Below are 4,105 nucleotides of genomic sequence, written 5' to 3'. Positions count from 1 at the left end.
GTCAGCTACCGAGCGTCTTGGCACTTACTCGGGTTGGACTTTCACCAACAAGCACCCTGCATCTTTCTGGGCACGCGGTAAATAGAAAGAGGCCGACTCATCAAAGTCAGCCTCTTTCCAGTCTTACTTAAAGACCGGTTCTTTAAATTGAGCGAGTTTTTCTAACGAAGATTTGTCGATGTCTTTATGCAAGCTGTTGCCGTGAGAGTCCATGGTCACAACGGCTGTAAAATCTTTTACTTTTAAGTGCCACATCGCTTCAGGAATACCAAATTCCAATAGATCGACACCTTCAACGGATTCGATACAGTCCGCATAATATTGCGCCGCTCCACCGATGGCGTTTAAGTACACGCCGCCATGTTCTTGCAAGGCTTGTAACGTCTTCGGACCCATACCGCCTTTACCGATGACCGCACGTACGCCAAATTTTTTCATAATGTCCCCTTGATAAGGCTCCTCACGAATGGACGTAGTTGGTCCAGCTGCTTTTACATGCCAGTTTCCGTCTTCATCTTTTAACATCACCGGACCGCAGTGATAAATGATTTGACCATTTAAATCGACAGGGGCATCGTGATCCATCAAATATTTGTGAATCGCGTCACGGCCGGTGTAAATCATGCCGTTAATGCGGACCACATCGCCCACTTTTAATTGACGAATTTGCTCTTCGGTAATCGGCGCTTCCAGTGTAACCACATTGACGTCAGCATCTGTTGTTTGTGGTTCTTGTTCTTCTTTAAAGTCAATTTTTTCTCCATCTTGGTATAACCATTCTGTAATTTCCCCTGTTTCAGGATCAATGTAGACGCCTAAGCGACGGAACGCCCAGCAGTTGTATGCCACCGATACGAAGAAGCTTGCTGGGATGCGGTTCATCACACCAATTTTACAACCAAGAAGGGTCGTTTCTCCGCCGAAGCCCATCGTACCGATTCCGAGCTTATTCGCATTCTCCATAATGTATTCTTCCAGTTTACGTAAATCTTCGTTCGGATTCACATCATCGACTGGACGGAAAAGCTGTTCTTTTGCCAGCTCATAGCCAGACGAACGGTCGCCACCGATACCAACACCGATGAAACCGGCGCTACATCCTTGACCTTGCGCTTGGTACACCGAATGTAAAATACATTTCCGAATACCATCTAAGTCACGGCCTGCACGTCCAAGTCCTTCCAACTCACAAGGTAAGCTGTACTGAATGTTTTTATTTTCACAACCGCCACCCTTTAAAATAAGGCGTACGTCAATATAATCGTTTTCCCATTGTTCGAATTTAATTACCGGTAATCCGATGCCTAAGTTATCCCCACTATTTTCACCCGTTAACGAATCAACAGAGTTTGGACGAAGTTTTCCGTCTTTTGTCGCTTGGGCAATCGCTTCTTGAATGGCCTTTTTCATTTCAATTTGGTTCACGCCAACAGGTGTCTTAATTTTAAACGTCGGAAGTCCTGTATCTTGGCAAATTGGCGAGACGTTTTCATCTGCCATTCGAATATTGTTTGTAATCGTTGCTAAACTCATGGCTGCCCGCGTTCCTGCATTTTCCCGCTCTTTTGCCGCTTTTATCGCTCGACGGACGTCTTTTGGCAAATTGGTGGACGTTTCCACGATGAGTTGGTACATACTTTCACGGAATTTTTCTATATTCATGATTCTTCCCCTTTCCCTTTTGCCCGAGCAAACAACAAGCAATTTTTAAAATTTCAAACTTTTTCCGATTATTATTATACTCCTATACATAGTAATAGAAAAGGGTTGTGCTGAAAACGGATTCAACTGGTAAAAATTTTTACCTAATAAAAAAACTGACCCATGCCGAGCCAGTTTTTCATCCTACACTATGAAACTTTACTTTTTTACTTGTTCCACTTTTGCTTCAAGCTCATCAATCATTTCGATTAAGCGATCAATGTCTTCAAGTTCGGCTTGTTCTGGATCGAGAGCATCAAGCATTTGTAAAAACATGCTTAGACGTTGTTTGACGTATTCAAGTTGTTGGTCTTTGTTAACTGCTACGTTGTTCAAACTATCTCTCCTTTCGCTACTTCCATCGTACCGAATGGGTGGAAATTGTGCAATGATTTCTTCCATTTGTTTTATCGTTGACAATCTGTTGGCTTCTCTTTGATAATGACATAAGGAAAATTCAATGTAAGGGGAAACCAATCATGGAACAAGTACAACAATTGAAACCAATTACCCCTTCCTACGATCCGTGGGAAGCTTATTTAGATGTAAAAGAGCACGGCCAATTGACACTTTCCAATGTCGAATTTACAACAACGACGTTATGTAATATGCGCTGCGAGCATTGTGCCGTTGGATATACGTTACAAACGAAAGATCCGGATGCACTTCCATTAGACTTATTATTAAAACGGTTAGATGAAATTCCACACCTTCGTTCGTTAAGTATTACCGGTGGCGAGCCGATGCTTTCAACCAAATCGGTAAAAAATTATGTCTTACCACTTTTAAAATATGCCCATGAACGCGGAGTGCGGACGCAAATTAACTCGAACTTAACGTTACCGATCGATCGGTATTTAGAAATTGCCCCGTATTTAGACGTCCTGCACATTTCCCACAACTGGGGAACCATTGATGACTTCATCGATGCAGGATTTGCGATGATGGAGAAAAAACCTTCTCGTGAGCAACGGGCAAAACTGTTTGAGCGGATGATTGAAAACAGCCGCTTGCTCGCCGAAGAAGGTGTCATGGTCTCAGCGGAAACGATGTTGAACAAGCGGACATTGCCGCATATTGAACATATTCATCGTCAAATCGTCGAGGAAATGAAGTGCGGGCGCCATGAAGTACATCCGATGTATCCGAGCGATTTTGCATCCACATTAGATACGTTGACACTTGATGAATTACGCGAAGCTATTCATCGTTTGCTCGATATTCGGGATGAAAACGTATGGATGCTTTTCGGTACATTGCCGTTTTATCCTTGCAGCCAAAATAAAGAAGACTTAACATTGTTAAAACGGCTGTACGAAGCGAAAAATGTAACGGTGCGTAACGACCCAGATGGTCGCTCGCGCTTAAATGTGAACATTTTTACAGGTGATGTCATTGTGACTGACTTTGGCGATGCGCCACCGCTTGGCAACGTTCAAACGAATGATTTACCGTCCATATTTGAACGTTGGCTCAAAAGTTCGTTAGCGAAGTCGTTAAACTGCCACTGTCCAGCGGTTCAATGCTTAGGTCCGAACGTCTTAGTCAAAAATACGTACTATCCGGATGTTGATTTTACAACTCGAAAAGCGGAGATTGCTCGGTAATCTATGGTGTGGAGCATTTAAATTATGAACAAAATTTCGGGCGTTATTAGCAAAAACCTTTGGATATGATTAAAAATTTCATGTTTGTGAGCAATAATCCTTTGGTTATGAGCAATAACTTCATGTTTGTGAGCAATAATCTTGGGGTTTGAGCTTAATCATTGTGTTATGAGCAAAAACCTTTGATTATGAGAAAAAATCTTTTGGTTATGAGAAAAAATTTCATGATTATGAGCAATAATCGTTTAGTTATGAGAAAAAAATCCATCTTTACGAGCAAAAGCCCTGGGTTTGAGCTTAATCATTGTGTTATGAGCAAAACACCTTGAATATGAGCAAAACTTCATGTTTTTGAGCAAAAAACTTTTAATTATGAGCAAAAACTTTATGTTTATGAGAAATAATCCTTCAGTTCTGAGTAATAACTTCATCTTTATGAGCAAAAGCCTTGGGGTTTGAGCTAAAACATTATGTTATGTGCAAACACCTTTGAATATGAGTAAAACTTCGTATTTATGAGCAAACACCATTGGTAATGAGCAAAAACTTTATGTTTATGAGCAAAAACCCAATGTTATGAGCATTAACTTCATATTTATGAGCATAAACCCGATTGTTATGAGCATTAACTTCATATTTATGAGCAAAAACCCAATGTTATGAGCATTAACTTCATATTTATGAGCATAAACCCGATTGTTATGAGCATTAACTTCATATTTATGAGCATAAACCCGATTGTTATGAGCATTAACTTCATATTTATGAGCATAAACCCGATTGTTATGAGCATTAAC

Annotated in this window: 3 protein-coding genes; 1 reads left to right on the top strand and 2 read right to left on the bottom strand. The window is 40.9% G+C overall.

What is annotated here, in order from left to right; genetic code table 11:
* Positions 1–123 precede the first annotated feature (123 nt).
* Both H0Z31_15560 and H0Z31_15555 read right to left on the bottom strand, forming a co-directional pair.
* The gene (locus tag H0Z31_15560; protein MBO8178839.1) at positions 124–1,656 is read right to left on the bottom strand and encodes a fumarate hydratase; all 1,533 of its coding nucleotides are present in this window, start codon (positions 1,654–1,656) and stop codon (positions 124–126) included.
* Positions 1,657–1,860: 204 nt separating this feature from the next.
* Positions 1,861–2,121, bottom strand: a complete 261-nt coding sequence (locus H0Z31_15555; GenBank protein MBO8178838.1) for a hypothetical protein — start codon at positions 2,119–2,121, stop codon at positions 1,861–1,863.
* Between the two features lie 59 nt (positions 2,122–2,180).
* On the opposite strand from H0Z31_15555, the gene yfkAB reads away from it, so the two are divergent.
* Positions 2,181–3,308 (top strand): radical SAM/CxCxxxxC motif protein YfkAB, encoded by a 1,128-nt coding sequence (yfkAB, locus tag H0Z31_15550; GenBank protein ID MBO8178837.1) that lies wholly within the window; start codon positions 2,181–2,183, stop codon positions 3,306–3,308.
* The last annotated feature ends 797 nt before the right edge of the window (positions 3,309–4,105 follow it).

The organism is Bacillus sp. (in: firmicutes) (assembly GCA_017656295.1).
In the GTDB taxonomy this organism is placed as follows: domain Bacteria; phylum Bacillota; class Bacilli; order Bacillales; family JACDOC01; genus JACDOC01.
This window is presented reverse-complemented; position numbering and strand designations above follow the sequence as displayed.

What these genes read in the sequence shown, in the direction of transcription:
- yfkAB (MBO8178837.1), top strand. Translation starts at nt 2,181, where the DNA reads ATGGAACAAGTACAACAATTGAAACCAATTACCCCTTCCTACGATCCG.